22 protein-coding genes are annotated in these 24,647 nt (G+C 65.3%); 6 read left to right on the top strand and 16 right to left on the bottom strand.

The window, feature by feature from the left end:
• Positions 1–30 precede the first annotated feature (30 nt).
• The 14 genes from ABE424_RS10755 to dnaA form a co-directional block, all read right to left on the bottom strand.
• Positions 31–774: a pyridoxine 5'-phosphate synthase gene (locus tag ABE424_RS10755; RefSeq protein WP_346491420.1), complete on the bottom strand. Its 744-nt coding sequence runs from the start codon at positions 772–774 to the stop codon at positions 31–33.
• A gap of 4 nt (positions 775–778) precedes the next feature.
• On the bottom strand, positions 779–1,039 hold the full coding sequence (locus ABE424_RS10750; RefSeq protein WP_019184059.1) for a hypothetical protein: 261 nt from the start codon (positions 1,037–1,039) through the stop codon (positions 779–781).
• 68 nt (positions 1,040–1,107) lie between these two features.
• Positions 1,108–2,568, bottom strand: coding sequence for a cardiolipin synthase (gene cls / locus ABE424_RS10745; protein ID WP_176990755.1), 1,461 nt, complete (start codon positions 2,566–2,568; stop codon positions 1,108–1,110).
• 115 nt (positions 2,569–2,683) lie between these two features.
• Positions 2,684–3,097 carry a biopolymer transporter ExbD gene (locus ABE424_RS10740; protein WP_176990754.1) on the bottom strand — a complete coding sequence of 138 codons (414 nt, stop codon included), beginning with the start codon at positions 3,095–3,097 and terminating at the stop codon, positions 2,684–2,686.
• A 3-nt stretch (positions 3,098–3,100) separates the two neighbouring features.
• Positions 3,101–3,526 carry a biopolymer transporter ExbD gene (locus tag ABE424_RS10735; protein ID WP_176990753.1) on the bottom strand — a complete coding sequence of 142 codons (426 nt, stop codon included), beginning with the start codon at positions 3,524–3,526 and terminating at the stop codon, positions 3,101–3,103.
• Positions 3,527–3,583: 57 nt separating this feature from the next.
• The gene (gene exbB, locus ABE424_RS10730) at positions 3,584–4,342 is read right to left on the bottom strand and encodes a TonB-system energizer ExbB (RefSeq protein WP_176990752.1); all 759 of its coding nucleotides are present in this window, start codon (positions 4,340–4,342) and stop codon (positions 3,584–3,586) included.
• 86 nt (positions 4,343–4,428) lie between these two features.
• Entirely contained in the window at positions 4,429–4,986 is a 558-nt protein-coding gene (locus ABE424_RS10725) for an energy transducer TonB (protein ID WP_172407616.1), read from the bottom strand.
• 257 nt (positions 4,987–5,243) lie between these two features.
• Positions 5,244–6,440, bottom strand: a complete 1,197-nt coding sequence (locus ABE424_RS10720; protein ID WP_319214325.1) for a tetratricopeptide repeat protein — start codon at positions 6,438–6,440, stop codon at positions 5,244–5,246.
• Positions 6,441–6,582: 142 nt separating this feature from the next.
• On the bottom strand, positions 6,583–7,389 hold the full coding sequence (locus tag ABE424_RS10715) for a M48 family metallopeptidase (RefSeq protein ID WP_346491419.1): 807 nt from the start codon (positions 7,387–7,389) through the stop codon (positions 6,583–6,585).
• Between the two features lie 71 nt (positions 7,390–7,460).
• Complete coding sequence (locus ABE424_RS10710; RefSeq protein WP_346491418.1) at positions 7,461–8,312, bottom strand: CPBP family intramembrane glutamic endopeptidase; 852 nt, start codon at positions 8,310–8,312, stop codon at positions 7,461–7,463.
• Between the two features lie 73 nt (positions 8,313–8,385).
• A complete protein-coding gene (gene gyrB, locus ABE424_RS10705) occupies positions 8,386–10,845 on the bottom strand; it encodes a DNA topoisomerase (ATP-hydrolyzing) subunit B (RefSeq protein ID WP_346491417.1) in 2,460 nt (819 codons plus the stop codon).
• Positions 10,846–10,959: 114 nt separating this feature from the next.
• Positions 10,960–12,057 carry a DNA replication/repair protein RecF gene (gene recF, locus ABE424_RS10700; protein ID WP_346491416.1) on the bottom strand — a complete coding sequence of 366 codons (1,098 nt, stop codon included), beginning with the start codon at positions 12,055–12,057 and terminating at the stop codon, positions 10,960–10,962.
• A gap of 1,133 nt (positions 12,058–13,190) precedes the next feature.
• Entirely contained in the window at positions 13,191–14,291 is a 1,101-nt protein-coding gene (dnaN, locus tag ABE424_RS10695) for a DNA polymerase III subunit beta (RefSeq protein ID WP_019184048.1), read from the bottom strand.
• Between the two features lie 276 nt (positions 14,292–14,567).
• Entirely contained in the window at positions 14,568–15,902 is a 1,335-nt protein-coding gene (gene dnaA / locus ABE424_RS10690) for a chromosomal replication initiator protein DnaA (RefSeq protein ID WP_176990746.1), read from the bottom strand.
• Positions 15,903–16,155: 253 nt separating this feature from the next.
• On the opposite strand from dnaA, the gene rpmH reads away from it, so the two are divergent.
• The 5 genes from rpmH to ABE424_RS10665 all read left to right on the top strand — a co-directional run bounded on the left by rpmH (position 16,156) and on the right by ABE424_RS10665 (position 21,129).
• Positions 16,156–16,296, top strand: a complete 141-nt coding sequence (gene rpmH / locus ABE424_RS10685; RefSeq protein WP_006404565.1) for a 50S ribosomal protein L34 — start codon at positions 16,156–16,158, stop codon at positions 16,294–16,296.
• Between the two features lie 5 nt (positions 16,297–16,301).
• Positions 16,302–16,793 (top strand): ribonuclease P protein component, encoded by a 492-nt coding sequence (gene rnpA, locus ABE424_RS10680; protein WP_346491415.1) that lies wholly within the window; start codon positions 16,302–16,304, stop codon positions 16,791–16,793.
• Entirely contained in the window at positions 16,793–18,490 is a 1,698-nt protein-coding gene (yidC, locus tag ABE424_RS10675) for a membrane protein insertase YidC (protein WP_346491414.1), read from the top strand. The genes rnpA and yidC overlap by 1 nt, the downstream gene beginning before the upstream one ends.
• 108 nt (positions 18,491–18,598) lie before the next feature.
• Positions 18,599–19,942: a tRNA uridine-5-carboxymethylaminomethyl(34) synthesis GTPase MnmE gene (gene mnmE / locus ABE424_RS10670; RefSeq protein WP_346491413.1), complete on the top strand. Its 1,344-nt coding sequence runs from the start codon at positions 18,599–18,601 to the stop codon at positions 19,940–19,942.
• 134 nt (positions 19,943–20,076) lie between these two features.
• The gene (locus tag ABE424_RS10665; protein WP_346491487.1) at positions 20,077–21,129 is read left to right on the top strand and encodes a glycerophosphodiester phosphodiesterase; all 1,053 of its coding nucleotides are present in this window, start codon (positions 20,077–20,079) and stop codon (positions 21,127–21,129) included.
• A 142-nt stretch (positions 21,130–21,271) separates the two neighbouring features.
• Here the strand turns inward: ABE424_RS10665 and ABE424_RS10660 are convergent, their stop codons facing one another.
• Both ABE424_RS10660 and ABE424_RS10655 read right to left on the bottom strand, forming a co-directional pair.
• Positions 21,272–22,054: a rhomboid family intramembrane serine protease gene (locus tag ABE424_RS10660; protein WP_346491412.1), complete on the bottom strand. Its 783-nt coding sequence runs from the start codon at positions 22,052–22,054 to the stop codon at positions 21,272–21,274.
• 97 nt (positions 22,055–22,151) lie between these two features.
• The gene (locus ABE424_RS10655) at positions 22,152–23,111 is read right to left on the bottom strand and encodes a TerC family protein (protein WP_123730941.1); all 960 of its coding nucleotides are present in this window, start codon (positions 23,109–23,111) and stop codon (positions 22,152–22,154) included.
• A gap of 279 nt (positions 23,112–23,390) precedes the next feature.
• Here ABE424_RS10655 and ABE424_RS10650 point away from each other — a divergent pair, with 279 nt between their 5' ends.
• Positions 23,391–24,560, top strand: a complete 1,170-nt coding sequence (locus ABE424_RS10650) for a class I SAM-dependent rRNA methyltransferase (RefSeq protein WP_346491411.1) — start codon at positions 23,391–23,393, stop codon at positions 24,558–24,560.
• Positions 24,561–24,647 lie beyond the last annotated feature (87 nt).

The raw sequence follows: 24,647 nt of genomic DNA, 5'->3' as shown, positions 1-24,647 counted from the left end.
GCGCCTTACGCGGCGGCGATGCGCGCCGCATCAGAGCAGCCGCAGATATCCCTTCACCGTGGCATCCAGCCCGGCGTACAGGGCTTCGCTGATCAGGGCGTGGCCAATGGAGACCTCCAGCACGTCGGGCACCGCCTGCAGGAACGCCGCCAGGTTGTCCTGCGACAGGTCGTGCCCGGCGTTGACGCCCAGGCCGACCGCCTGCGCGCGGCGGGCCGCATCCGCGAACAGCGCCAGCATGGCCGTGGCGTCGCCGGCGGCATGCGCCTCGGCGTAGGGGCCGGTGTAGAGCTCCACGCGGTCGGCACCGATCACCGCGGCCTGGGCGATGTCGGGATTGCCGGCGTCCACGAACAGGCTGACCCGGCAGCCGTACGTCTTCAACTCGGCAATCAGCGGGCGCAGGCGCTGCGCATCACGGCCGAAATCGACGCCGTGGTCGGAAGTGAGCTGGCCGTCGCCATCGGGCACCAGAGTGGCCTGGGCGGGGCGGGTCTGCGCGCACAGCGGCAGCAGCCCGGGATAGCCCTCACGCGGGGGCGCGAACGGGTTGCCCTCGATGTTGAACTCCACGCCGCGCTCGGTCGTCAACGCGGACAGCGCCAGCACGTCCTCGGCGTGGATGTGGCGACGGTCCGGACGCGGGTGCACGGTGATGCCGTGCGCGCCGGCGTCCAGGCAGGCACGGGCGGCCTGCAGCACGTCCGGGTCCGCACCGCCGCGCGAGTTGCGCAGGACGGCGATCTTGTTCACGTTGACGCTGAGTTGGGTCATGGCACTACGAGGGGTCGGATTCACCCTGAGCGGTCGGGGTGCGCGCCTGGAGGGCGAGCTCCCGCAGCCGACGGAGTTCGTTGGGATCGGTGATGGCCGCACGGGTGGGCTGCACATCACCGAAGCGGGCCACGTAGAGGCCGCGGACCCACGCCAGCAGGAACACCAGGGTGCCCAGCAGCGACAGCGCCATCAGCCCCATGTGGGGGGTCTTGAGCGCCATGCCGAAACAGGCCAGCGCGAACAGCAGAAAGAGCCAGTACATGTCGTTCTCCCCGATTGACCGGGCCAGTGTAGCGCTGGCGCCCGGTGCGGTTCCACGGGGAGCAGCGGCTACAGCAGCGGCGAGGCCAGCCGCGCGAACGCCTCCGGGACGCGGTGCCGCCACAGCGAGCGCTGGCGGTCGTTGCGCACCGGCGACGCGCTGCTGTACTCGGCAAGCAGGATCTCGGCCAGCGCGGCTACCCGGCCGGTATCGCTGATCATCATCGAGAGCTCGAAGTTGAGCCGGAAACTGCGGTGATCGAAGTTGGCACTGCCGACGATGCAGACGTCGTCATCGGCGATGAACGCCTTCGTGTGCAGCATGCGCGGGCCATACTCGTAGATCTTGACGCCTGCCTGCAGCAGCTCGTCGAAGTAGGAACGCGCGGCCTGGGTGACGAACCAGGAGTCGCTCATCTTGGGCACCAGCAGACGCACGTCCAACCCACCGAGCGCGGCCGAGGTCAGTGCCATGCGTGCGGCTTCGCCCGGGACGAAGTAGGGCGTCACCAGCCAGACCCGCTCCTTCGCTTCGTGGATCGCCGCGACATGCAGGCGATGGATGGTCTCCCACGACGAATCCGGACCGGACACCAGCACCTGCGCATTGATGCTGCCCTCGCTGCGGCTGGGCATCGTCTCCGGCCACAGCTGGGCGATGTTGAAGCGCGCCGGCTCCTGGCCGGTGGCGTAGATCCAGTCCTCGATGAAGACCAGCTGCAGGCTGCGCACCACGTGGCCCCGCAGCCGCATGTGCAGGTCGCGATACGCATCCGCGCGGACGCTCTCGTCTTCCTCATCGGTGATGTTGATGCCACCGGTGAACGCCTGCAGGCCGTCGATGATCACCAGCTTGCGGTGCGTGCGCAGATTCAACCACGGCCGCTTGAACGGCTTGAGCAGCTGGCGCGGATGGAACCAGACCACTTCGGCACCGGCATCCAGCAGCGGCTGCAGGAAGCGCTTGCGGAGGGACGACGAGCCGACCGCATCCAGCAGCAGGCGCACGCGTACGCCGGCCGCCGCACGCTCGGTCAGCGCATCGCGCAGCGCGGTGCCGGCGTGGTCCGGGTTGAAGATGTAGTACTCCAGATGCAGATGGTCCTTGGCCGTGGCCACTGCGGCGAGCAGCGCGCTGTAGGTGGCCGCACCATCGACCAGCCACTCCACTTCGGTGGCCGAGCTCGGCGACAGACCGGTGGTGGCCTGGGCGATCTTGGCCAGCTCCGTGCAGTCCGCATCGGGGGGGCAGACGCTGCTGTAGTGCTCCATGCCCGAGCGCGAACGGCCACGGCGCAGGCGCTGCCGTTTCACCTTCTGCGGGCCGAGCAGGTAATAGATGAAGAGGCCCAGATAGGGCAGGGCGGCCAGCGAGAGGATCCAGCTCAGCGTGGCGACCGGCTCGCGTTTCTGCAGCATGATCCAACCGATCAGCCACAGCAGATAGAGAATGTAGGCCGCCACCATCAGGGGGCGCAGGTGGGGGATGGCGTCGAGCCAGTCCCCGAAGACGTCGAAGGTTGCGAGCATGGCCGGATGATAGCGGGCGGCGTGCCGCTGGCGCGTATCCACGGTCGGCGGCACAAAAAAAACGCCCCTGTTTCCAGGGGCGTTTTCCAGTCGCGTCATGACTGCGTCTTGCGTATTACTGCTGCACGAAGCCGATCTTCTTCATCTGAGCATTCTTCGCGGCAGCCAACACCTTGGCCATCACGTCGTACTCGGAGTCCGGGCTGGCATCGATGCGCAGTTCCGGCTGGTTGGTCGGATCACGCTGGACTTCCTGCTCCATGCGCTGCTGCAGTTCGCCCACAGCCACGGGGCTGTTGTTCCACGACACCTGGTTGCTGGCGTCCACCTTCAGCTCGATCGGCGGCGGCGGTTCGACAGTCACCGGCGGTGGGTTGAGCACGCGCTGCGGCAGGTCAACGGCGATCGGGTACGTCATGATCGGCGCGGTGACGATGAAGATGATCAGCAGCACCAGCATCACGTCCACGAGGGGCGTGACGTTGATGTCGGCCATGGGGCCGCGGCTACCACCAGTACTGAATGCCATGGCTTACTGCCCCTTCTCTTTGGTGGCGACGAAGCCCACGTCGAGCATGCCCTGTTCCTGCGCGATCTTCGTCATCTCGTTGATGACGCGCATCTTGGTGGTGCGGTCACCACGCAGGTTGAGGGGCGGCTGCGGGGTCTGCTGGGCGGCGGTCGCCAAGCGAGACTCGAGCGTCTGCTTGTCGATTTCCTCGTCGTTCCAGTAGATCGAGCCGTCTTCCTTGACTGCCAAGGTGATCGGGCTCGCCCGCTTTTCAGCGTCTTCCGGATTCTGCACCAGGTTGGCCTCAGGCAGATCCACCTTGACCTTGTGGGACATCAGGGGCGCCGTGATGATGAAGATGATCAGCAGCACCAGCATCACGTCCACGAGGGGCGTAACGTTGATGTCGGCCATGGGGCCGCCGCTGTTACCACTACTGAAAGCCATAACGGGCTCCGTCTAGATCGTGTTGACTACGTTCTCGCTGGGTGACGCGCGTCGCTATTAGCGAACGCGCGAACCGGTGGCGAAGAAGTCGTGCAGGTCGTGAGCGAACGTATCGAACTTGCTGATCGTGGCGCTGTTGATCTTGCTGAAGAAGTTGAAGGCGAACACGGCCGGGATAGCCACGAACAGACCGATGGCGGTCATGATCAGTGCTTCACCCACCGGGCCGGCAACGGCGTCGATCGAGGCGGAACCGGTGGCACCGATCTTGATCAGCGCGCCGTAGATGCCCCACACGGTACCGAGCAGACCCACGAACGGAGCGGTTGCGCCGACGGTGGCCAGCAGGGTCATGCCCGACTGCAGGTTGTTGCTTTCGCGGGTCACGGCCTGACGCAGGGCGCGATCGACGAACTCCGAACGGCTCAGGTTTTCACCCAGGCCACCCGAGGTGCCGCCTTCCGAACGCTGGTGGTGCGCAGCAGCCTGTGCAGCGTCCAGAGCGATCTTGGAGAAGGGCTCCGAAGCCGGCTGTTCTTCCATCGCACGGATGGCGTCCTGCGCGTTCGGGGTATCCCAGAACAGGCTGGTGACCTTGTCAGCGGCGGCCTTCAGACGGGCAGCGCGGAAGATGTTGATGACGGTCCAGTACCAGGACATGGCCGACATGATGATGAGGGTCAGCAGCACGACCCAGGAGACAGCGAAGTCACCCGGCTGGGTGGTCATCTCGTGGATCAGGTGCTCGAAGCCCATCTGCGACAGGGCGTTGGAGTTGCCCCCGGCAGCAGCGGCGATGAAAAGTTCCTGCAGCATGACGCTTACCTTTGTTGTGTGTGGTGATAAAGGGTATTGCTAGAAATAACCGCTAGAGGCGGTGGCCGGCGGGCCACCGGCCACTATCAGTTCAGCGCAAAGTTGACCGGGACGCGAACGCGACCTGCGACCTTCTTCCCGCCCGATTCCGCGGAACGGAAGCTCCACTTGCGAGCTGCGTCCATGGCGGCGCGATCGAGGTCACGGTTACGGCTGGACTTCTCGACCGACACATTGGTGACGTTGCCATTGGCATCGACGTCAATGATCAGGATGACTTCACCCTGGATACCAGCACGGAACGCTGCCGGCGGGTAACGCGGGGGGTTCATGTTCTTCGACGAGATGTCGACGCTTGCCTCGATGGTGCTCGGGGGCTGCGGCGGCGACGGCGGCGAAGGCGGCGTGACGATGTCGGTCGGACGCGGGTCCGGGATATCGACCACAGGAGCCTGCGGCGGCGGCGGAACCGGGGACGGCTTCGGCGGCGACAGGTTCTTGACCGGCGGCGGCGGGGTGTCATCCGGCGGCGGCGGCGGCGGCGGCGGTGGGGGCGGCGGCGGAGCGTCGACCAGGGTCACCATGATGTTGCGTTCTTTCTCCGCCACGGCCTTGGGAGCCACAGCCGGGATCAGAAGCATCATGAAGGCGGCGAGATGCAGTGCGATTACAAAAGCGATACCCACGATACGCGGCCAGGAGAGGCCGGTGTCATCGCGTTGTTCGTACCTGTGAACGACTAGTTGTTCCGTCATGCGCCAAGAGCTCATTAGTGGGGCCGGGATACCCGGGGACAGGTAGCCCATGATCAGCGGTGCATGACACCGCAGGAACCTCCAAGCTTATACCAATCCTGAGCGCCTGCGCATCACTTCTGCAGGCATTCAGGCGTTATTCCTACTTACTTCAGGTTGATGATTTTCTTGGCATCCGCCTGGTTCTTCACACCCTTCGCCAGCGCTTGCTGGGCGGCCTGCTTGGCCTCCGGAATGCGACCTTCCGAATGCAGCACGCGTGCCAGATTCAGGTAGGTCTCGCCGTCCTTGGAAAGCGGGGCAGCCTTCTGCCACGCCTCGATCGCCTTGTCCGTCTGCTGCGGGTCGGAGTAGTAGTACGCCTGGGCCAGTGCCAGGTATACCTGATAATCCGGCTTCAGGATGTTTTTCTGCAGGCCATCATTGATAACGGCAATGAGTTCCTTTTCTTTGTTCTCGCTGTTGGCGTAGATCGAGTACAGCTGCTTGTACTCGCGCTCGTCGGTCAGCTGGCCGGCGCTGTAGAGCTTGCCCATCACGGCGCCGGCCTTGTCCATCTGGTCGGCCTGCATGTACATGCTGGCCAGGTTCAGCTGGGCTTTCTTGTCGTTCGGGTTCTTGGCGGCGAGGGCCTCGGCCTGCTTGACCGCTTCACCGGTCTGGCCGCCTTCGGCCATGGCAGCCATCAGCAGCTGGTTCCAGCTGTCCTTCGGCTCCGGCGAGCCGGCGATGGCCTGCTGCAGCACCGGGATGGCCTCGGCGTAACGCTCGGCCTGGTACAGTGCCTGGCCCTTGGCGATCAGCTCTTCGGGCTTGTTCGACTTGGTCTCGGCGAAATACTTGTCCAGCGTGGCCAGGCCTTCGTTGGTCTGGTCGTCCTGCAGCTGCAGCTGGCCGAGCATCAGCATCGACTGGTAGTGGCCGTTGTTGTCCAGCCCACCGAGCTGCAGCACCTGCTCGAGGTACTTCTTGGCGGCGGCGCTGTCGTCGAGCTGGTAGGCGGCCTGCGAGGCCAGCTGCGCGGCGAGCGACTTGTCGTAGTTGTTCGCGGCCGGGTTGGCCAGGATTTCTTCGGCCTGCGCGCGGGTTTCCGGGAACTTCTGATCGTTGTAGCTGTCAATCAGCTTCTGCAGCTTCGGGCCGACCTTGGCCGAGGACTTCTGCTCCGGCTCCTGGCGGGTTGCGTTCGGGTAGAGCACTTCGGCCTTGGCCTGCTTCTTCCCACCGCGGGCACCGCGCTCGGACGAGCGGGCCTGGGCAAAGGCATCGGTGATCATGGCGCCACTTACAGCGGTCGCGATGAGGACGGAAAGGACGGCTTGCTTGTGGTTGCTGAAAATCATCTTTCACCTCGATCGAACCGCCGCAGCGGCATCAAAACGGACTGTCAGAAAAATCTGAGCCGCCAAACGTATCAGAAACTGATGGCGTGAGAAATCGTTTCCGATGCTGCAATACAGCATCTTTTGGTCGTATAAGGGAGCGTCAACCGCACTTCGGCCGCCGTCCGGCCGCCTGGGCCTGTTGGTATACACCACTCAGGGACGGCGCGTCTCGCTGCAATTCGCGGATGCGGTTGGCCGGATCGGGGTGGGTGGACAGCCACTGCGGTGACCGGCCGCCACTGGCCGCCATCATGTTCTGCCACAGATCGACCGCCTGCGCCGGGTTGAAACCGGCCTCGGCCATCAGCCGCTGGCCGACGATATCGGCCTCGCTTTCCTGGGTGCGCGACCCCGGCAGCAGGAAGGCTGCCTGGGCACCAGCGCCGCCGAGCTGGTTGACCGTGCTGGCCGCTCCCTCACCGTACGCCGCGCCCGCGAGCGCACCGAGCACCGACAGGCCGGTCTGCGCGCCCATCTGCCGGGTGATGCGTTCTTCGTGGTGGCGCGAGATGACGTGCCCGATCTCGTGGCCGATCACCGCGGCCAGCTGATCCTGGTTCCTGGCGACGGTGAAGATGCCGGTGTTGACCCCGACCTTGCCGCCGGGCAGGGCGAATGCATTGGGTTCCTTGTCGACCATCAGCGCTGTTTCCCACCGTACGCCACGGTACTGTTGGGGCAGCTGGGCGACCAGCGCGTTCACCACGCACTGCACGTAGGCCGTCTGCTTCGGATCCTTGCTGAGCGTGCCTTTGGACTTGGTTTCGGTGAACGCCTGCGCGCCGAGCTGGTCCAGTTCGGCCTGCGACACCCCGCCGACCATCTGGCGGCGGCCGGTCGGCGACGTCGTGGTGGCGCACGCGCTCACCAGCATGGCGATGGCAATTCCCAACAGCACTGGTTTCATATGCGATCCCCCGTGTTCATGTGCGCAGTGTGGAACGCGGCGACGTAAATTTTCGTCAAGCCGCGCATCGATCATTGGATGCCCAGGAACATCAGCGCCACCAGCGCGATGCCGTTGTTCAACCCATGTGCGGCGATCGGGGCCCAGAGGGTACCGGTGCGCTGGTACAACCAGGCGAAGGCCGCGCCCATGCTGCCGTAGACGAGCCACAGCTGGGCGATTTCCCACGGGCCGTTGGCACTGGTGCCGGGGATTTCATGCACGAGGGCGAAGGCCAGGCTGCTCAGGACGATGCCCAGCACCGGGCGGCCGGCCTGCCACAGGCGACCGAACAGGACACGGCGGAACAGCAGCTCTTCGTAAGCCGGCGCGAGTACGACGGCAAACAGAGCGAGGAACCACGGGAAGCGCGTGACCGCCTGTTCCATCAGCGCAAGATTGGTGGGCACCGGCTCGATGCCGGCCTGTTTGGCCAGCCAGGCGATCAGGTTGCTGCCGATGATCACAGCGGTGGCGACCAGCAACGTCCAACCCCATGTCGAGGGGCGACGCGCGGCCTGGAAGGACAGTGCACGTTCGGCGGGCGTGGCCCGGCGACGGAAGAAGTACAGCACCAGCGCCGCGCCACCGGTGGCGCCCAGTGCCATCAGGATCTGGGCAAGTGCACCCGGTTGGCCCAGCTGTTGGGCCAGATCCGCCACGGCGGACGCATCCGCGCCGTCGCGGGCGGCTTGGTAACCCACGATCGCGCCGCGATACAACCCCCAGATCAGCCCGCCGATCAGGCTCAGCGACAGCAGGACCGCTGCGCCGATGCCCAGATCGATGAAGAACCCCGCGAGCGGAGAACCTGGCGCGCGCGGTGAAGAGGGGACGACGGGGGGCAGCGGAGGCGTCATGGACGCCGGGGTGGTTGCGGACATCGGATTCCTGGCATCGGGGAGCGATGGCCGGCCAGGGTGCAGGTCGCACCCGGCCGGCCCGTCCCCGATTGTGTCAGATATCCAGGTTGGCGACCTTCAGCGCATTGTCTTCGATGAAGTCGCGGCGCGGTTCGACCACGTCGCCCATCAGCGTGCTGAAGATCTGGTCGGCAGCCACGGCATCCTCGATGCGCACCTGGAGCAGGCGACGGGTATCGGGATTGACCGTGGTGTCCCACAGCTGCTCGGGATTCATTTCACCCAGACCCTTGAATCGCTGGATCTGGCGGCCCTTCTTCGCCTCGTCCAGCAGCCAGTTGCGCGCTTCCGCGAAGCTGGCCACCTCGGCCGACTTGGCGCCGCGGCTGATCTTGGCTCCGGTGCGGACCAGGCCATGCAGCAGCAGCGAGGACTGGTGCAGGGCACGCAGTTCGCCGGTTTCGAACGCGGCCAGCGGCAACACCTGGATCATCTGTTCGCCCATGTGGCGACGCGTGACCAGCACAGCGGCCGGACGCTCGTCGGTGGGTTCCTGCAGTTCCAGCGTGTAGCGCGGCGAGCCGAGGCTGCCCTGGTTGAGGCGGGTCGCCAGCGCGGCCAGGCCTTCGTCGGCACCGGCCCTGCGCAGGTGTTCCAGATCCATCGGGGTGAAATCGATGAGCGCTTCGAGCACCTGGCGGTCATAGCGATGGCCGTTGCGCGCAATGGTTTCCTGGGCCGAGGCATAGGAGAGCAGCAGCTTCTCCAGGGCCACGCCTTCGATGCCCGGTTCGCTTTCGGCCGGAATCAGCGAGGCGTTTTCCACCGCGCTGCTGGCCAGGTACGCGTCCAGTGCCGGGTCGTCCTTCAGGTACAGCTCCTGCTTGCCCTGCTTGATCTTGTACAGCGGCGGCAGGCCGATGTAGATGTGGCCGCGCTCGATCAGCTCCGGCATCTGACGGTAGAAGAACGTCAACAGCAGCGTACGGATGTGCGCGCCGTCGACGTCGGCGTCGGTCATGATGATGATGCGGTGGTAGCGCAGCTTGTCCGGGTTGTATTCGTCCCGGCCGATGCCGGTGCCCAGCGCGGTGATCAGCGTACCGACCTGATCCGAGGCCAGCATGCGGTCGAAGCGCGCGCGTTCCACGTTGAGGATCTTGCCGCGCAGCGGCAGCACCGCCTGGTTCTTGCGGTTGCGGCCCTGCTTGGCCGAGCCACCTGCCGAGTCACCCTCGACGATGAACAGTTCGGACAGCGCCGGATCCTTTTCCTGGCAGTCAGCCAGCTTGCCCGGCAGGCCGGCGATATCCAGCGCGCCCTTGCGGCGGGTCAGATCGCGCGCTTTGCGCGCCGCTTCACGGGCACGCGCGGCGTCCACGATCTTGCCGGCGATCGCCTTGGCTTCGTTCGGGTTTTCCTGCAGGAACTCTTCCAGGCGCTGGCCGAAGGCACTTTCCACGGCCGGGCGCACGTCCGAGCTGACCAGCTTTTCCTTGGTCTGGCTGGAGAAGCTCGGGTCCGGCACCTTCACCGACAGGACCGCGATCATGCCTTCGCGCATGTCATCGCCGGTCAGGTTGATCTTGGCCTGCTTGGCGATGCCGTTCTGCTCGATGTAGTTGTTGAGCACGCGGGTCAGCGCACCGCGGAAGCCGGCCAGGTGGGTACCGCCGTCCTTCTGCGGAATGTTGTTGGTGAAGCAGTACATCGTTTCCTGGTAGGAATCGGTCCACTGCAGCGCCACGTCCACGACGATGCCGTTGGACTCGCCCGTCACCGAGATCACGTTCGGGTGCAGCGGCGTCTTCAACTGCGCCAGATGCTCCACGAAGCTGCGGATGCCGCCTTCGTAATGGAAGTCGTCACGGCGGCCATCGCCGCGCTCGTCGACCAGCACGATCTTGACGCCGGAATTGAGGAAGGACAGTTCGCGCAGGCGGCGGGCCAGGATGTCGTAGTGGAACTCCACGTTGTCGTGGAACGCCTTCACCGACGGCCAGAAGCGCAGGGTGGTGCCGCGCTTGCTGCTGGCTTCGACCTGCTTCAGCGAGTTGACCGCTGCACCGTCCGCGAATTCCTGCTGGTAGTGGAAGCCGCCCTGGTAGATATCGAGCAGCAGCCTCTGGGACAGCGCGTTGACCACGCTGACGCCGACGCCGTGCAGGCCGCCTGAAACCTTGTAGCTGTTGTCGTCGAACTTGCCGCCGGCATGCAGGACCGTCATCACGACTTCGGCCGCGGAGACTTCGCGGTCGAGCTTCTTGCTCATCTGCTCGTGCTTGCCGGTCGGGATGCCACGGCCGTTGTCCGACACCGAGACCGAGCCATCGGCATGGATGATGACCGAGACATTGTCCGCGTGACCGGCCAAGGCTTCGTCGATGGAGTTGTCGACAACCTCGAACACCATGTGGTGCAGACCGGTGCCGTCATGGACGTCGCCGATGTACATACCAGGACGCTTGCGGACAGCCTCGAGGCCTTCCAGGGCGGTGATGCTGTTGGCGTCGTAGTTGCCGCTGTTTGCGGGGATGTTCTGTTCTTCAGTCATTGCGCTTGCCGTAGGCTCCGCAGGTCGGGCCGCCGCGGTGAGGCGGGGCGCCGGGTAATAAGGGGTTGCAACAGCAATTATACCAGCCGGGCACCGTGGCCCCTGGGGGGACCACTATGGCACAGGCTGGACCTGTCCATGTTCCACGTGGAACCGGGTGATATCCGGTGCGTCCACCAGGGCCGCCGGGACTTCGGTGGCGGTGATGAAGATCTGCGCCGGGCCCGCCTTCAACCGCTCCAGCACCCGCGCCTGGTGGTGGCGATCCAGTTCGGAAGAAAGATCGTCCAGCGCGATGACCGGCCATTCCCCGCGCTGTTCCGCGTAGTCCTCGGCCTGGGCCAGCAGGCAGGTGAGGGCGGTCAGTTTGGCCTGTCCGCGCGAAAGCGCATCCCGCCCGGGGATGGTCTCGAACACGACGCTCCAGTCGGCCCGGTGCGGACCCACCGAGGTGTAGCCGGCCATCCGGTCGCGCTCGCGGGCCAGGAGCAGGGCGTCAGAAAGGGACAACTCCTGTTTGCGCCAGCCAGGGCTGAGGTTCAACGACTGGATGCCCAGATTGGGCGCCAGTACGGAGGCCAGTTCCACGGTCCGCTCCTGCAGCCGCTCCAGGTAGTGCTGGCGGCGGGTCGTCAGTGGCTCGCCCGCTTCGGCCAGCTCCCGATCCCATGCATCCAGGGCATGCGGGTGCCCGCCCTGCTTGAGCAGGGCATTGCGCTGCTTCAGGGCCCGTGAGTACCGCCGCCACAGCCACATGAAGTCTGGTTCCACGTGGAACAAGCCCCAATCGAGGAACCGCCGGCGGGGCTCACCGCCGCCACTGACCAGGGCGTGGCTGCCAGGTTCGAAGGTCACCACGGCCAGTGCTGCACACAGCGTGCCCAGCTGGGCGACGTCTTCCCCGTCCAGCCGCCCTTTCCACTCCTGGCCGCTGTGGCGAAGCCCCGCCTTTCGACGGGTCGGTGTATCGGCGCCTTCGCGCTGCTCGTCCCATTCGACGAACACATCCAGCGCCTCCCGCCCCTGACGTACCAGGCCATCCCGCACCCGTCCGCGGAAACTGCGGCCATACGCCATGACATGCAGCGCCTCCAGGACACTGGTCTTGCCGGCGCCATTGTCACCGGTGATCAGATTGATGCCCGGTTTCGGCGCCAGTTCGACGGTGTCGAAGCGGCGGACCTGGTGCAGGGACAGACGGCGAATGTGCATGCGGACGATCAACGCCGCACGGGGCGGCAGACGGGTAGGGGGAATCGATCAGCTTACTGCATTGCCCTGGTTCCTCGTGGGACACCGCTCCGCGGCAGAGTGGACCGCGGTGGAGATGTCGACTCTTCGTGCAGGACGTCTGGGCCTAAAAGGCATCCGGCCCCCAAAGGCATCCATCCGAGGGCGCGAGCCACCACGAGAGACCGGTCGCTGCGGTACCGCCGCCCAGGCCGAGTTGGGCATATGCGGTGCGCCACGTGGAACATGTCACTGGATGAGCGTGATCACGACGCGTAAACCCGCTGAATTTCTCCAAATCTGAGGCGTGCGCAGCAGGGAGGCCCTGCAGATTTCAAGAAATTCGCGCTGATTTCCACGCGTCAGGACGGTTCGATCTCAGCCAACAGCCCATTTCTTTGAAGTCTCAGAGACGGAGGTGGATACGGTTGTCCAGAATCGAACGGGTTCCACGCAGACCCAAACGAGACTGTCCACACCCCCCATGTATGACTTATGCACAACCCATGGGCAATCTGTGGATAAAAAGCACCCCTAGTAGGGGCTTGAAAGATATCCACAGGATCACCCCCAGGCTTAGACCCTGTTTTACCGGGGGTTTCGAGGCCATATTTCCCTTTCAAACCAAACACTTAACCTACTTTTCAACCAAATCTGGCCCTACCACCACCACCTAGCTTTAGATTTATATACAGTTTTTAAAAGCTTAGAGCTGTGATTCAGACGTTCAAAAGCAGGCCGCCGCCGCGCTCCAAGGCAGGAGGAAAATCCAGCTCGTTCACGACGCTGGATCTTCGGGAATCGACCACGGCGGGAGCGGGCAATCGGTTGGATCGGATGATCGCCTCCAGGTCGATGGCCAGCGCTGGATAGAGGCTGGCGTGTGAGCGTCGCGCCAGGTGACGCACTGCTGCCCATGACCGCTCGACCGATGGAACTGCCGGCAAGGCGTTGGCTGGAGGTTCGAAGGTTTAACCGGGCGGCAGACCGGTATCGATATCCGCACCTCCGTGAATGCTCCACGTGGAACATCGTTTCTTCCGCCCAAAAAGAAACCCGGCATGGCCGGGCTTCTCTGAACCACTCGGTTCCACGTGGAACCTGTGCGTCTCAGGTCACAGACGCAGCGGCATCACCACATGACGCGACTTCTCGCTGCTGGCCTCACGGACCAGGGCGGAGGAGTTCGAATCGCGCAGCTGGATCACGACGTGCTCATCGCGCAGTGCCGACAGCGCGTCCAGCAGGTAGTTCACGTTGAAGCCGATGGCCAGATCGCTGACCGTGGTATCGGCCTCGATTTCTTCCTGGGCTTCTTCCTGCTCCGGGTTGTGCGCGCTGATCTTCAGGTTGCCCGGCGAGACTTCCACGCGGATGCCGCGGTACTTCTCGTTGGACAGAATCGCAGCGCGCTGCAGCGAGGCACGCAGCGCTTCGCGATCGACCTTCACTTCGCGGTCGGCACCGATCGGGATCACGGCCTCGTAATCCGGGAAGCGGCCATCGATCAGCTTCGAGGTGAAGGTCACATCGTCGCGCTTGACGCGGACATGGCTGCGGCCGACTTCCAGCTCGATCTCGCGATCGCCGCTTTCCAGCAGACGCTGCAGCTCGGTCACGCCCTTGCGCGGCACGATGATCTGACGCTTGGCGCCGCTGGCTTTTTCCAGCTCGGTTTCGCACAGCGCCAGGCGGTGACCGTCGGTCGCCACGGTACGCAGGGCATCGCCACGCAGGTCGAACAGCAGGCCGTTGAGGTAGTAGCGCACGTCCTGCTGGGCCATCGCGAACGCCGTGCGCTCGATCAGTTCCTTCAGGGTCGCTTCGCCGATGGCCACGCGCTCGGTCGCTTCGACTTCGTCTACCGACGGGAAGTCGTTGGCCGGCAACGTTGCCAGGGTGAAGCGGCTGCGCCCGGCCTGCACGGTGATCTTGTCACCGGTCTGCGAGACGGTGATCCGGCTGCCATCGGGCAGGGCGCGGATGATCTCGAACAGCTTGCGGGCGGGGATGGTGGTCTCGCCGTCCTGGGCATCTTCCACCGCGATCCGCGACACCATTTCCACTTCCAGGTCCGTGCCGGTCAGCGACAGCTGTCCGTTCTGGACCTGAACCAGGAAATTAGCCAGAACCGGCAGGGTCTGGCGGCGTTCGACCACGTTGACGACTTGTGCCAACGGCTTGAGAAAGGCTTCGCGCTGCAGTGTGAAACGCATGTGGTTCCGTGCCCCTATGCTTTAAAAAAATGTGGAATAAATCAAAAGCTTGGTGGTGCTGGTAGGGCCAGAATCGCGGGAAAACACGACTAAGCCTTTGTAAACAAAAGGATTTCTGACCTCGAAACCCTCTGCATTACTAGCCCCCAAGGGGTGGGGAAAGGTGTGGATAACTTTACCGTCGAATCGAGCGGCTTTTTTATCCACAACCTATCCCGCGCTTACTACCGGATTCTGCACCGTTTTATGCGATGACGCCTTAGCGGCGTACATGCATCATTCGCTCAACTTCCGGATCAGCTTGTCCCAGTCTTCCCGCAACTTGCCGTCCGCTTCCATCAGCGTCCGGATCTGCCGGCAGGCATGCAGCACCGTGGTGTGGTCCCGGCCGGCAAAGGCGTCGCCGATTTCCGGCAGGCTGTGCTCGGTCAGTTCCTTGGTCAGGGCCATGGCGACCTGACGGGGACGGGCCAGCGACCGGGTCCGACGCTTGGACAGCAGATCCTTGATCTGCAGCCCGTAGTAGTCGGCCACGGTTTTCTGGATGTTGGGAATGCTGATCGCCTGCTGCTGGGCGCGAAGCAGGTCGCGCAGGGTTTCCTGGGCGAAATCAGTGGTGATCGCACGGCCGGTGAAATTGGCGCGGGCGGCCAGGGTATTCAACGCACCTTCGAGGTCGCGGACATTGGAGCGCATCTTCTTGGCAATCAGAAACGCCACATCGTCGGGGATATCGGTGCCACGCTCGCGGGCCTTGGCCAGCACGATCGCTGCACGCGTTTCGAAGTCCGGCGGCTCGATCGCCACCGACAGGCCCCAGGCCAGCCGCGACTTCAGCCGTGCTTCCAGGCCCTCGACTTCGCGCGGGTACCGGTCGCAGGTCAGGATGATCTGCTGCTTGCCGTCGAACAGGGCGTTGAACGTATGGAAGAACTCTTCCTGGGTACGGTCCTTGCCGGCGAAGAACTGGATGTCATCGATCAGCAGCGCGTCCACCTGCTGGAACTGGCGCTTGAACTGGTCCATGGTTTTTTCCTGCAGCGCACGGATCATCGCGCTGAAGAACTGCTCCGAACGCAGGTACAGCACCTTGGCCGCCGGATTGGCCTGACGCATCGCATTGCCGGCCGCGAACATCAGGTGGGTCTTGCCCAGGCCGGTCCCGCCGTACAGCAGCAACGGGTTGTGGGCCCGGTCGCCCGGCTTCTGCGCCGCCTGGAACGCCGCGGCCAGACCCAGCTGGTTGCTGCGGCCTTCCACGAAGTTGGCGAAGGTGTAGTGCGAATCCATGTTGCCGGCGAACGGCACCAGCGGTTCCGCCGGGGCCGCGGGCGCGGACAGGCCCGGAATCGACGCGATCTGCGCCTCTACCGGACGCGGACGCGAGCCGATTTCAAGAAAAACGTCGCCGAAACCGGCGAAGTGCGCCACCAGCTCCTTGATGCGCGGCAGGTACAGCTCGCGCACCTGGTCGACGATGAAGGCGTTTGGCGCATAAAGCACCAGGCTGTCCGCGCGCAGATCTGCCTGCAGCGGCTTCAACCAGGTGTGAACATCTTCGGGCGGGAACTCCGCTTCGAGGCGTTCGAGGGAACGAGACCAGGCATCCATCGGCAATAATCGTCTGAGGCCAGCGGATAGGCGAACAAAAGCGCCGCACCGCAGGCCGGAAGGGGGGAAGAATGGATGGCGCAGACTACCACCGACGAGGGGGGCCGGGAATGGTTGTCCCAAAGTTATTCACAAAATGATCCACAGCTATTGCACAGCCCGGTGAATTCCCGTAGTGACAGACACTTGACGGGACCTCGATGAGGTCTATAGAATTTCCGGTTCTTTCCGTCCCCTTCATATAGAGGCCCGCATGGCCACCAAGCGCACTTTCCAACCCAGCAACCTCAAGCGTAAGCGCGACCATGGCTTCCGTGCCCGTATGAAGACCGCTGACGGCCGCAAGATCCTGTCGCGTCGCCGCGCCAAGGGCCGTAAAGTCCTGAGCGCTTGATTGCAATGCCGCTTTCCGCGGCAGACGCAATCCTGACTGTGAGCAGTTCCGACCCGCGCAAGCGATTTCCTCGCTCTGCGCGGGTTCGTACGCGTGCCGAATATACAACGGTCTTCAACGGCGCCCGCCGTGTGTCCGATCCGCTGATGACCCTGCACTGGCTGAAGAGCGATACGCCAGCCAGGTTGGGTCTTGCGGTGTCGCGCAAAGTTGATCCCCGAGCCGTGGGTCGCAACCGAGTGAAGCGTGTGTTGCGCGATGCCACACGCCATCTACGGCCGTGGATGAGTGCCGGCGATTACGTCGTCGTTGCCCGCAGCGCTGCCCGTACCGCCAGCAATCCCGAACTCCGCCAGGCCTTTGAACGCCTGCTGCGCCGCCTTGGCGCATTGCCCATGCCGGGCGCGGACGGCACAATGCCGCCGCCCCTGGGCGTTGCACCCCTTTCCCAGTCCGAGCCGGCATTGCGTGCCGGCCCCGCCGAGCCTGCACGCTGATGAACCAGACCCGCGTTTTCCTGATTTTTGCCTGGCTGATGGTGGCCGTGTTGCTGTGGATGGAGTGGGGCCGCGACAAAGCCGCGCCGCCGACCCCGGCCGTGGCCGCCCAGACCACCCAGGCCAGCGTGCCGGGTGCCGCTGCCGGCAGCATCCCCGGTGCCGCCGTGCCCCAGGCCGACGGCACGCTGCCGGCGGCCCAGCCGACCGCGCAGGCCGCGACGGGCCCGGCCCGCGTGACCATCACCACCGACGTGCTGCGCCTGGTGCTGGACGGTGGCACGGTGCTGGACGCCGAGCTGCTGCAGTTCCCGCAGACCAAGGAAGAAGGCAGCCCGCCGGTCCGCCTGCTGACCGAAGAGGCGACCCACCCGTACCGCGCGGTGAGTGGCTGGATCAGCGAAGACAAGACCATGCCGGTGCCCGCCGCCAACGGCTTCAAGCTGGTCGGTGACAACCACGACTTTGTGCTGGCCAAGGGCCAGGACGAGGTCACGGTGCCCTTCGAATGGACCGGCCCGAACGGCGTGACCATCCGCCGTACCTACTCGCTGGGTCGCAACGAGTACGCGATCACGGTGAAGGATGAAGTGGTCAACGGCGGCAGCGCTCCGTGGAGCGGCTACGTGTTCCGCACCCTGGACCGCACCCCGACCATTCTTTCGCGCAGCATGACCAACCCGGACTCGTTCAGCTTCAACGGCGCGACCTGGTTCAGCCCGCAGGACGGTTACGAGCGTCGCGCGTTCAAGGATTACCTGGACGACGGCCACCTCAACCGCACCATCACCGGCGGCTGGCTGGCGATGCTGCAGCACCACTTCTTCACCGCGTGGATTCCGCAGGCCGACCAGGCCGCGCAGTACTCGCTGGCGCAGAACAACGGCCGCGACCAGATCGAAGCGCGTGGCCCGGCCTTCACCGTGGCCCCGGGCCAGCAGGTCAGCACCGAGGCCCGCCTGTGGGTCGGCCCGAAGCTGGTCAACCTGATCGCCAAGGAAGACGTGAAGGGCCTGGACCGCGTGGTCGACTACAGCCGCTTCTCGTTGATGGCGATCATTGGCCAGGGCCTGTTCTGGGTGCTCAACCAGGTCCACAAGGTCGTCAACAACTGGGGCTGGGCGATCGTCGGCCTGGTGGTGCTGCTGAAGCTGGTGCTGTATCCGCTCTCGGCCGTGCAGTACAAGTCCGGTGCCAAGATGCGTCGCTTCCAGCCGCGCATCGCGCAGCTCAAGGAACGCTATGGCGATGACCGCCAGAAGTTCCAGACCGCGATGATGGAGCTGTACAAAAAAGAGAAGATCAACCCGATGGGCGGCTGTCTGCCGATCCTCATCCAGATGCCGATCTTCTTCGCGCTGTACTGGGTGCTGGTGGAATCGGTGGAACTGCGCCAGGCCCCGTGGCTCGGCTGGATCCAGGATCTGACCGCGCGTGACCCGTACTTCATCCTGCCGGTGATCAACGTGGCGGTGATGTGGGCCACCCAGAAGCTGACCCCGGCGCCGGGCATGGACCCGATGCAGGCCAAGATGATGCAGCTGATGCCGCTGGTGTTCGGCGTCATGATGGCCTTCATGCCGTCCGGTCTGGTGCTCTACTGGGTCGTCAACGGTGGCCTGGGCCTGCTCCAGCAGTGGTGGATGACCAAGCGTCATGGCAGCGATCCGCTGCCGGTCGTCACCGCCAAGAAATAAGCCACACAGGAAACCCGCCGCAAGGCGGGTTTCCTGCATCTGCGGCCCGCGCCGCCGCGTGGTCCGTAGAATGCCCCCTGATTCCCCGCACGCTGCAGTGAGCCCGACATGACCCATGCCCCCGACACCATCGTGGCCATCGCCACCGCGCCCGGCGCTGGCGGCGTCGGCATGCTGCGGCTGTCCGGCCCGCAGGCGCGCCCCATCGCCGAAGCCATCGGCGTGCGCGCGATGCAGCCGCGGCACGCGCACTACGCGCGCTTCCGCGATGCGGGCGGCGAGGTGATCGACGACGGCATCGCGTTGTGGTTCCCGGCCCCGAACAGCTTCACCGGCGAGGAAGTGGTGGAACTGCAGGGGCATGGCAGCCCGGTGGTGCTCCAGCAGCTGGTCGCGCGCTGCATTGCCTTGGGCGCACGCCAGGCCCGGCCCGGAGAGTTCAGCGAGCGCGCCTTCCTCAACGGCAAGCTCGACCTGGCCCAGGCCGAGGCCATCGCCGACCTGATCGCCGCCAGCGACACCCGCGCGGCGCGCGCGGCCCGCCGCTCGCTGGACGGCGTGTTCTCGGGCCGCGTCGATGAGGTCGCAGAACAGCTTGTTCTGCTGCGGATCCACGTGGAGGCGGCGATCGATTTCGCCGACGAACCGCTCGACACCCTCGGCGGGGCGCAGGTGCGCAGTGGCCTGGTCACCGCGCTGCAGGCGCTGCTCCGGCTGCGCGACGATGCCGAACGCGGCCGCAAGCTGCGCGACGGCCTGCATGCGGTGCTGGTGGGCCCGCCGAACGCCGGCAAGAGTTCACTGCTCAATGCGCTGGCCGGCAGTGAGCGGGCGATCGTCACCGACATCGCCGGTACTACCCGCGACACCCTGCGCGAAACCATCCGCATCGACGGCCTGGAGCTGACCCTGGTCGACACCGCCGGCCTGCGCGAAGGGGGCGATGCCATCGAGCGCGAAGGCATGCGCCGGGCACGCGCGGAGATGCAGCGCACCGACCTGGCCATCGTGGTGGTCGATGCGCGCGACCCGCAGGCCGGCCGTGACGCGGTGGGCGACAGCATCGCCGAGGTGCCGCAGCAGCTGTGGATCCACAACAAGAGCGACCTGCTGGACGCGATCCCGTCCGACGCCCCTGCGGACGTGGTGCATGTCTCGGCCGCGACCGGCCTCGGCCTGGATCAGCTGCACGCGCGCCTGCGCGCGCTGGCCAGTGGCAGCGCCGGCGACAGCGTGGACGGCGAGTTCTCCGCGCGTGCCCGCCATGTGGAGGCGATCAGCCAGGCCATCGGCCATGCCGAGCGCGCCGAATCGGAGCTGGTCCACGAGCACCTGGAGCTGGCCGCCGAGGAACTGCGCCTGGCCCATGAGGCGCTGGGCGAGATCACCGGGCGGATGAGCGCCGATGATCTGCTGGGGCGGATCTTCTCGAGCTTCTGCATCGGGAAGTAGGGGACGCCTTTCTTCGCGCTGTCACAGCCTTGCCGCAGACTGACCGGGTTCTTTATCGACAGGGGTTTGCAGTGTCCAAGCAGTTGTGGGGAGGTGTGTTGCTGGTGTCGCTGGCCGTGGCACCATCGGTGGCCATGAGCGCCGAATCGTCTTCCTCCACCCCGGCCAAGGCCGCCGTCTACGGCCACCGTGGCGCCAGTGCGCTGCTGCCCGAGCACACGCTCGCCGCCTATGCCCAGGCCATCGCCGACGGTGCCGACTACATCGAGCCGGACCTGGTGATGACCAAGGACGGCGTGCTGGTATCGCGCCACGAGAACGAGATCGGCGGCACCACCGATGTGGCCGCGCATCCGGAGTTCGCCAGCCGCAAGGCGGTCAAGACCATCGATGGCGAACGCATCGAAGGCTGGTTCACCGAAGACTTCACCCTCGCCGAACTGAAAACCCTCTACGCCCGCGAGCGCCTGCCGCAGCTGCGCAGCACCGCGTTCGACGGCCAGTTCCGCATCGCTACGCTGGACGAGATCATCGCTTTCCTGGTGCAGCAGGCCGGCCGCGCCAACCGCGGCATCGGGCTGGTACCGGAGATCAAGCACGGCACCTACTTCACGCGCATCGGCCTGCCGATGGAAGACAAGGTGGTCGCCGCGCTGCAGGGCAACGCCTATACCCGCGTGGCGCCGGTGACGATCCAGTCGTTCGAGGTGGGCAACCTGCGTTACCTGCGCGGCAAGTTGGCGCCCGATTCCAACATCCGCCTGCTGCAGTTGCTCGGTGACCCGAAGCAGCAGCCCGGCGACGTGCTGGCCGCCAAGGGCAGCCAGCGCTATGCCGACCTGATCACCCCGGCGGGACTGCGCGAGGTCGCGACCTACGCCGACGGCATCGGCCCGAGCCTGCGCATGGTCATTCCACTGGACGCGCAGGGAAAACTGGGCACCCCGACGTCGCTGGTACGCGATGCGCATGCGGCCGGCCTGATGGTGGTGCCGTATACGTTCCGGCCGGAAAACTACTTCCAGGCCGCGGAGTTCCGCAGCGGCGAGCCGAATGCCCGCAACGCGGAAGGTTCGGTCGCCGAGATGCGGGCCTACCTGGCCACCGGCATCGATGCGTTCTTCACCGATGACCCAGCGCTGGGCCGGCGTGCGGTGGATGGGGATGGCACACCGGCGACCCGGTAGGTACCGACCGTTGGTCGGTACGATCGTGATCGGTGCTACGCGCATCGACCTGGGTCGGTGGACGCGATATCGCAATGTCCGGCGCACGGCAGCCACGCATGGCGTCGCACTACCCCGGCATGCCATCAGATGGCGTTGCCGGTCAGTCCAGCGATGACCCTTCATCGCGCCGCCGGAACGGCAGCACCACGAAGTCGCGGCCCTCGCGCGGTTGCCACAGCACCGGTACGCGGGTCGGGGAGGGCGGTTCCAGATCGGCGTCGCGCGCTGCCTCGATGTCGTCCTCTTCCTCGTCCTCCCAGCTGTAGCGCTTGCGTGGCGCCATCGGGTCGGAGAGGCGGAACAGCAGCGCGCTGATGATGCCGGCGAAGGCACCGCCCATGTGCGACTGCCAGGACACGCCCGGTTCGTGCGGGAGGATGGTGAGCAGCATGCTGCCGTAGAACAGGAAGGCGATCAGTCCGGCCGCGATCGCCGGCCGGTCGCGGCGCAGCAGGCCGAGCACGAACACCAGGAACATCAGGCCGTGGGTGATGCCACTGGCGCCCAGATGGTGGCTGCCCAGATCGCCGAGCAGCCAGGCGCCCAGCCCCGAGCCGACCCACAACAGGGGCAGCGCGCGCAGGGTGGCCTTGGGATAGACGCTGCCGGCCAACGTGCCGAGGATCAGCAGGGCGGCCGCATTGGCACCGAGGTGCTGGATTGAACCATGCAGCAGCGGTGCACCGAGAATGCCGAGCAGGCCGGCCTTGTCCAGCGGGGCCACCGCCCACGGACGCCAGTCGAAGTGGCCCTGGGCGGTATACACCGCCACCAGCAGCAGCACGAAGGCCAGGCTCAGGTTGAACGCCCGCAGCACACCACCACGGTCGTTGCGGGACGGGACCGGCGGCGCGCCGGTGGGCTGGGGCAGGTTGGCGTTCATACCCTTAGGGATGGCGTCGCCCCGGATGAACACAAGGGCAACGCCGTGGGAGAGAGAGGTACCGCCTGCGGGACAATCCCGCAGGCGGCACGGTCGGTCAGGCGTGGCCGCCTTCCTTCGGCGGGTTCTTCAGGCTCAACACCACGGTCGCGGCGATGATCACCGCCACTACGCCCAGCGAGATCGGGGTGGGGATCTTGAAGATGTCGATCAGCATCATCTTGATGCCGATGAAGGCCAGCACCAGGGCGAGGCCGTACGGCAGCAGGTGGAAGCGATCGGCCATGCCGGCCAGCAGGAAGAACATCGCACGCAGGCCCAGCACCGCGAACACGTTGGAGGTCAGCACGATGAACGGGTCGGTGGTGATCGCGAAGATCGCCGGGATGCTGTCCACCGCGAAGATCACGTCGGTCACCGCGATCAGGATCAGCACCACGAACAGCGGCGTGAACCAGCGCTTGCCGTCGCGCATCACGCTCATCGCGTTACCGGCATAGTCCGGCAGCAGGCGCAGGTGCTTGCGCATCCAGCGCAGGGCGGGGTTGGTCTCCAGATCCGGCTCGCTGCCGGCCGAGAACCACATCTTCCAGCCGGTGAAGAGCAGGAACGCGCCGAACACGTAGAGCAGCCAGTGGAACTTGGTCAGCAGCACGCTGCCGGCGAAGATCATGATCGTACGCAGCACGATCGCGCCCAGGATGCCGATGATCAACACCTTCTGGCGCTGTTCCTCGGGCACCGCGAAGTAGCCCATGATCATCAGGAACACGAAGATGTTGTCCACGGCCAGGGCTTTCTCGACCAGGTAACCGGTCAGGAACTCCAGGCCGACCTTGTTCGCCACCACCTGGCCGGCGGTCTCGTTCAGGTAGTACCAGAGGCCACCGTTGAAGGCCAGGGCCAGCGCGACCCAGCCGATGGACCACCACAGGGCCTCCTTGAAGGTGACCTTGTGCGGCCCGCCGTGTCGCATCAAAACGAGATCGACCAGCAACGCGATGATCACCACCGCGCCGAAGCCGCCCCACAACCACACATTACCGATCGTCTGCATTGGGTTTGTCCGTTGGAAAAATAGAATGCCTCAAGCCGGACGGCGAGGATCTGCAACGGAGGATCGGGGGGATCCGGGGACAGAGCTTCGCCATACGGCGAAGGTCTCGCTCGCAGTCCCGATGGGTGGGACTGCCGTTGCACCGGAGCCTGCGGGCTCGAATTGACGGCGACAACGTCTGGGAGCTACTCCCCTTCTGCGGCCGATTCTGCGGGGTGGCCCGGCCGCCGTCAACTGGCGGCCTGCCGGCCGGGGCCGGGGGCCGTTTACAATACGCCCATGAATACCCCTGCCCCCGTTGTCCGCCTCAAGAACGCCTGGCGCTCCAGCCACCCGTGGATCTTCCAGAAACTGGTCGAAAAGCCGGCCGTCCGTCCCAAACCCGGTGCCATCGTCGACGTCGTCGGCGTGGATGGGGAGTGGATCGGGCGTGGCTTCTACAACGGTCACTCGCGCATCGCCGTGCGCATCCTGGAGACCGATCAGGCCATCCCGGTCGACGCCGGCTGGTTCTCGCGCAAGATCGCCCAGGCGGTGTCGCTGCGTCGTGAGGTGCTCAAGCTGGACGAGATCTCCGACGCCTGGCGCGTGGTCCACAGCGAAGGCGACGGTCTGTCCGGCCTGGTCGTGGACCGCTATGGCGATCTGGTCGTGGTCGAGTTCTTCGCCGCCGGCATGTTCCGCCACCGCGAGTGGGTCTACGAGGCCCTGCGCGAGCAGTTCCCGGGCTGCCGTTTCCACAGCTTCGCCGACGAACACGTGCAGAAGCAGGAGAGCTTCGACTTCCACGGCAACACCACCACCGAAGCCTCGGTGATCACCGAGTATGGCGTGAAGTTCCGCGCCGACCCGGCCGGCGCGCACAAGACCGGCTTCTTCGCCGACCAGCGCGAGAACCGCCAGTGGCTGAGCCAGCAGGTGGAAGGCAAGACCGTGCTGGACCTGTGCTGCAACACCGGTGGTTTTGCGGTGTATGCCGCCGCGCGCGGTGCGGCCGAGGTGGTCGGCATCGACATCGATGAAGACGTGATCGCCATCGCCAAGGGCAACGCCAAGCTCAACAACGTGCGTCCGAAGTTCATCCAGTCCGATATCTTCCCGTGGCTGCGCGATGCCTCCAACCGCGGCGAGCAGTTCGACGTGGTGATCCTCGACCCGGCCAAGATGACCCGCGACCGCGACCAGGTCATCACCGCGCTGAAGAAGTACCTGGACATGAACAAGCTGGCGCTGGGCGTGGTCAAGCCCGGTGGCCTGCTCGCCACGTTCTCGTGCACCGGCCTGGTGGCTGAGGATCAGTTCCTGGACATGCTGCGCCGCGCCGCGTTCTACGCCGGCCGCACCATCCAGATCCTGAAGGTAGCCGGCGCCGGCCCGGACCACCCGTTCATGGCCCACGTGCAGGAATCGCGCTACCTCAAGGCCGTGTTCTGCCGCGTGGTGGATTGATCGTAGGCACCGACCGTTGGTCGGTGCGCTTTGTCGGAGGTATCGACCAACGGTCGATACCTACCCGTGCCGGTACCGACCAACGGT

This window comes from Stenotrophomonas sp. TWI1149 (genome assembly GCF_039673155.1).
GTDB lineage: Bacteria > Pseudomonadota > Gammaproteobacteria > Xanthomonadales > Xanthomonadaceae > Stenotrophomonas > Stenotrophomonas maltophilia_AA.
Note: the sequence above shows the minus strand (reverse complement) of the source record. Positions and strands in the feature narration are given on the sequence as shown.